Genomic DNA, 5,336 nt, shown 5'->3' on the forward strand with positions numbered 1-5,336 from the left:
CCGTTCGACGCGGCGTCGGTGGGGTCGTGGCTGCATGGCGCTGCGGGGACCCTGGCAGCGCAGCGCGGGCCGATCGTGGCGAGCGACGTCGCCGTCGCGCTGCCCGCCCTGCTCGGCTCCCTCTGACCCCCGGGATGGGAGGATCGTGGGCATGTCCCGCACGCCGGCGCCCGTGAGGCCCGCCGAGATCGTGGTCGACCTCGCGGCCATCCGCGCCAACGCCCGGCTGCTCCGCGCGACCTCCGGCGTCCAGCTGATCGCCGTGGTCAAGGCCGACGGGTACGGCCACGGCCTGGTCGAGGCGGCTCGTGCGGCACAGCAGGGCGGCGCGGAATGGATCGCCGCCGCCACCCTCGACGAGGCGCTCGCCCTGCGCGCCGCCGGGATCGATGGCCGACTCCTGTGCTGGCTGACCGCCCCGGGCGCCGACTACGCGGCCGCGGCCGATGCGGACCTCGACGTCACCGCGTACTCGGTCGCCGAGCTCGACGCGATCGCGGCCGCCGTGGGCACACGGGCGGAGCCGGTCCGCATCCAGCTCAAGGTCGACACCGGCCTCTCGCGCGGCGGCGCCCCCCGGACCGAGTGGCCGGACCTCTTCGCGCGGGCCCGCGCCGGCGAGCAGGAGGGCACGTGGCGGGTCACCGGCGTCTGGTCCCACCTCGCGTGCGCCGACGAGCCGGACCACCCCGCCAACGACGCCCAGGAGCAGGCCTACCGCGACGCGCTCGAACTGGCGGCACGCCATGGTCTGGACCCGGAGATCCGGCACCTCGCGAACTCCGCCGCCGCGTTGCTCCGTCCGAGCGCGCGCTTCGACGCCGTGCGGTGCGGCATCGCCGTCTACGGACTCGACCCCGCGCCCGGCCACACTCACGACGTCGGCCTCGTCCCGGCGATGACGGTGCGGGCACCGCTGGCGATGGTCAAGGAACTCGCGCCCGGGGACGCGGTCTCCTACGGCCACCGCTGGACCGCCGACCGTCCGACCACGGTGGGCCTGGTCCCCCTCGGCTACGGCGACGGGATCCCCCGCCACGCGTCGGTCCATGCCACGCCGGGCACGGCAGCCCAGGTCGCCGTCGACGGCAAGCGCCGGCCCATCCGCGGGCGGGTCTGCATGGACCAGTTCATGGTGGACCTCGGCGGCGACCGGCCCCCCGTGGGCACTGAGGTGATCGTGTTCGGCCCGCCCTCGCTGGGCGGCCCGACCGCCCAGGACTGGGCCGAGGCGTGCGGCACCATCAACTACGAGATCGTCACCAGGATCGGAGGGCGGATGGCCCGCAGGTACGTCGACTCCGATCTCGCGGCCGACTCGACCATCGCGAGGGGCGGCGAATGAGCGCCCGTGCCCGGATCGTCGGCTCGGTCGCCGGCGCGTTGGGTGTCGCCGCGGCAGGCTCCGCCGCGATCGGCATCCGGCGTCAGCAGCGTCAGATCAGCCGCCGGGCCGGTGAGGAGATCGCGTTCGGCTCCCTGCGATCGGCACCGGTCACCGTCGTCGCCGACGACGGCGTCCCCCTCCACGTCGAGGTCGACGAGGTCTCCGCGGCGGATCAGTCCGGCGCGGTCGACCGACTCCTCCGCCGGACTAAGGATCAGACACCGCCGGTGACGGTGGTCTTCGTGCACGGCTACTGCCTCAATCTCGACTGCTGGCACTTCCAGCGCGCGGCCTACCGGGACCTGGTCCGGACGGTCTACTACGACCAGCGGTCCCACGGCCGGTCCGGCAGCTCCGATCGAGAGCACTCGACGATCGACCAGCTCGGACGCGACCTCAAGGCGGTGCTCGACGCGGTGGTGCCGGAGGGGCCGGTCGTGCTGGTCGGCCACTCGATGGGCGGGATGTCGATCATCGCGTTCACCGAACAGTTCCCCGATCTGATCGGCGACCGGGTGGTGGGCGTCGGACTGATCTCCACCGCCGCCGGCGGTCTGGACCCGAGCCGGATCCTGTTGCCCATGGTGCCCGCGCGGCTGTTGAGCCCGCTCGCGCACCGTGCGGTCCGCACCCTGCACAGGGGACATCGCGTGGTCGACGCCCTACGGCGGGCCGGCGGGGCGGTCGCGACCGTCGCCACCGACCGCTTCGCGTTCGGTGACGAGGTCCCCAAGGGGTACGTCGAGTTCGTCGACGAGATGCTCTCCGCGACGCCCTTCGAGGTGGTCGCCGACTTCTTCCCGAACTTCGCCGGCCTCGACAAGTTCGACTTCGTCGAGGCGCTCGGGAAGGTGCCGACCTCGGTCATCTGCGGCACCGCCGACAAGCTGACGTCGATCAGCCACACCCGCAAGCTCCACTCGCGGATCCCCGGCTCGCGGTTCCTGGAGTGCGAGGGCGCGGGCCACATGGTGCTGCTCGAGCGGCACGACCTCGTGAACGCCGAGCTCGACCAGCTGATCACGGCAGCGACCGCAAGGGCCGCGGCGAGGTGACCCACGAGATCAGGCTGGTCGGCCCCGAGTCCGCCGGCGACGTGCTCACGGTGGTCCGGGCGGCCTTCGCTGCGCGCCCGGTGCTCGACCCGCCCGCGGACGCGCTCGGGGAGACCGAGCAGTCGGTCGCCGACCTCCTCGAGCGCGCTGGTGGACTGCTCGTCCTGGCCGATGGACGCCCGGCCGGCGCGGTCGTGCTGGACCCCGTCGGCGACGCGATCTTCCTCCGCCGGTTCGGGGTCGATCCGGTGGCCCGGGGACGCGGCATCGCTCGCGAGCTGGTGCGGGCCGGGCTGACCGAGGCCTGCCGGCGCGCGGCCGACGACGGCACCACCGCACCCAACCGTGTCGTCGTCCTCGCCCGCGAGGAGCTGCCGCGCACCGTGCAGTTCTGGCGCGACATGGGCTTCGCCGAGACCGCCCGGCGGTCGCCGTACGTCGAGATGGCGCGGCCGTTGCCGATCACGGTCTCGGTGCCGACGGCGGAGGCGATGCGCGATCTCGGCGAACGCCTGGCGACCCAGCTCCGGGCCGGTGACGTCCTCGTCCTCAGCGGTGAGCTCGGCGCCGGCAAGACCACCTTCACCCAGGGGCTCGGGGCCGGCCTCGGCGTCCGCGGCGAGGTCACGTCCCCGACCTTCGTCATCGCCCGCGTGCACCCATCGGTGGTCGACGGCCCGGCGCTCGTGCACGTCGACGCCTACCGGCTGGGCGGCACCGCCGAGCTCGACGACCTCGATCTCGACATGGACCTCGACGACGCGATCACCGTGGTCGAGTGGGGGACCGGGTTGGCCGAGGGCCTCGCCGACTCCCGCCTCGAGGTGCGGATCGTGCGCGCGGAGGCCAGCACCGAGGTCGACCCCGAGGCCGACCCCCGTGTGGTCGAGATCGACCCGCTGGGACACCGGTGGCTGGCCGTGGACCTGAAGGTGTCCGCGCGGTAGTCCGCGTCTGGGCGCGGGCCGACCAGGGACTTCGGTCCCGGGTGGTCGGGACCCCCGTCCCGGGTCCGATGGCTGATGGGGACCAGGTGGTTCGGGCCGCGAGCAGGTACTGCAGAGCCCTCTCTCATCCCTAGATTCCTCAGTGGGAAGTAGGAAGTGTCGCCGGCAGACCAGGTCGAGCGCCGAAATCGTCTTGGGGGACCTGTGCGAACAGGAAAGATCGTCGTCGTCGTGCTGCTCTCGCTGCTCGGCACGTTCATCCAGCTGGGCGCGGGAGGTGCCCATGCAGGGGGCAGCGCGCGTCCGGTGGTCGATCGGGTGATCGAGCAGCAGTCGACGGTGGTGTTCAGGGGTCGCGCGCGTCCGCGTGCCCGGGTGCACCTCCAGGTGCGCGGCACGGACCGCTGGGTCACCAAGCGCTCCACTCGGGCGACAGCCAGGGGCCGCTTCCGGATCGAGATCCGCTACCCCGCGCGGACCCGCGCCTACCGCGTGGTGTCCAACCGCAGGGCGAGCGCGGTGCGACGGGTGAGCCCCCCGACTCCCACGCCAGTCTCGCCGACCCCGGAGCCCGCGCCGAAGCCGGTCTCGCCGACCCCGGCACCCGCACCCGTGGACGACTGCGGGCCCCGGCCGCGCAAGGCGAGCGGCGGCTACTGGTCGTGCACGTTCCTCGACGAGTTCGACGGCGCCACCCTGGACCGGTCCAAGTGGCTGGTGCAGGAGACCTCGTTCAGCGCGATGACCAGCGAGAACGCTGACTGCTACGTCGACAGTGCCGACACGCTCAAGGTCGAGGGCGGGACGCTGCGGTTGACGGCGAACCGGCTGCTCGAGCCGTTCACCTGCCACAGCCCCCTCGGCGACTTCGAGAGCACCTCCACCGCCTCGACGATCACCACCCGGGACCGGTTCATCCAGACCTACGGGAGGTTCGCGTTCCGCGCCAAGATGCCGGACACCGCGGGAATCCCCGGTCCGCACTCGGCCCTCTGGCTCTACCCGCAGGACCACACCTACGGCAAGTGGCCCCACTCGGGCGAGATCGACGTGGCCGAGTGGTTCAGCGCGGCGCCGGAGAACGTCTATCCCTCGGTGCACTACGAGGGTGAGACCTGGCCGGAGAGCACCGGCTTCGACTGCCCGATGCCGACGGCGAGCACGGACTTCCACACCTACGCCGTCGAGTGGACGCCGACGGTGATGCGCTTCTACTACGACGACAAGCTCTGCTACAGCCACTCCTGGACCCCGAGCGGACTCACCGCGCCTGCGCCGTTCGACCACCCGTTCTACCTGGTGCTGACCCAGTACTGGGGCGGCCAGTGGAACGCGCCCGACGAGAGGACGCCGGCCTCGGCCACGTTGACGGTCGACTGGGCCCGCGCCTGGAAGTGAGGTCCGGGCGGCGTTCGCCACCGGGTAGCCTCGGTGCGTGCTGCTCGCCTTCGACACCGCCTCCCCGAGGGTGACCGTCGCCCTCCATGACGGCAGCGACGTGGTCGCCGAGGAGGCAGCCGGCACGGGAATGCGCCACGGCGAGCAGCTCGCGCCGCTGATCGAACGGGTGCTGGCCGCCGCGGGCATCGGTCCCGCGGACCTGACCGGCATCGCCGTCGGCGTCGGACCCGGCCCGTTCACCGGTCTCCGGGTCGGCCTCGTCACGGCGCGCACCATGGCCCACGTCCTCCAGGTGCCCGTCCACGGGGTCTGCTCGCTCGACGTGCTGGCCATCGAGGCTGTCGAGCGCGGCATCGTGGACGGTGCGTTCTCCGTCGCCACCGACGCGCGGCGCAAGGAGGTCTACCTCGCGTCGTACGACGACAGCGGGCGCCGGACCTCCGGCCCGGTCGTCGACCGGCCGGCCGCGCTGGCCACCGAGCTGCCGGTGGTGGGCGAGGGGGCCGCGCTGTACCCGGACGCGTTCCCCGACGCCCGCGAGCCGCT

Annotated in this window: 5 protein-coding genes; all 5 read left to right on the forward strand. The window is 72.9% G+C overall.

Going from position 1 to position 5,336, the window contains the following annotated elements; genetic code table 11:
• The first annotated feature begins 151 nt into the window (after positions 1–151).
• Complete coding sequence (alr, locus tag E7Z54_RS21975; protein ID WP_136436864.1) at positions 152–1,345, forward strand: alanine racemase; 1,194 nt, start codon at positions 152–154, stop codon at positions 1,343–1,345.
• Complete coding sequence (locus E7Z54_RS21980) at positions 1,342–2,442, forward strand: alpha/beta fold hydrolase (protein WP_136436865.1); 1,101 nt, start codon at positions 1,342–1,344, stop codon at positions 2,440–2,442. The genes alr and E7Z54_RS21980 overlap by 4 nt, the downstream gene beginning before the upstream one ends.
• Positions 2,439–3,389 (forward strand): tRNA (adenosine(37)-N6)-threonylcarbamoyltransferase complex ATPase subunit type 1 TsaE, encoded by a 951-nt coding sequence (tsaE, locus tag E7Z54_RS21985; RefSeq protein WP_136436866.1) that lies wholly within the window; start codon positions 2,439–2,441, stop codon positions 3,387–3,389. Before E7Z54_RS21980 ends, tsaE begins: the two co-directional genes overlap by 4 nt.
• 204 nt (positions 3,390–3,593) lie before the next feature.
• Positions 3,594–4,787: a glycoside hydrolase family 16 protein gene (locus E7Z54_RS21990; protein ID WP_136436867.1), complete on the forward strand. Its 1,194-nt coding sequence runs from the start codon at positions 3,594–3,596 to the stop codon at positions 4,785–4,787.
• 37 nt (positions 4,788–4,824) lie between these two features.
• Positions 4,825–5,336, forward strand: a 512-nt coding sequence (tsaB, locus tag E7Z54_RS21995) for a tRNA (adenosine(37)-N6)-threonylcarbamoyltransferase complex dimerization subunit type 1 TsaB (RefSeq protein WP_136436868.1), incomplete at its 3' end; no start/stop codon positions are given.

The organism is Nocardioides sp. (assembly GCF_004803405.1).
GTDB lineage: Bacteria > Actinomycetota > Actinomycetes > Propionibacteriales > Nocardioidaceae > Nocardioides > Nocardioides vastitatis.

Bases quoted from the DNA above. Each gene is read 5' to 3' on its own strand.
- alr (WP_136436864.1), top strand. From the start codon at position 152: ATGTCCCGCACGCCGGCGCCCGTGAGGCCCGCCGAGATCGTGGTCGAC.
- E7Z54_RS21980 (WP_136436865.1), top strand. From the start codon at position 1,342: ATGAGCGCCCGTGCCCGGATCGTCGGCTCGGTCGCCGGCGCGTTGGGT.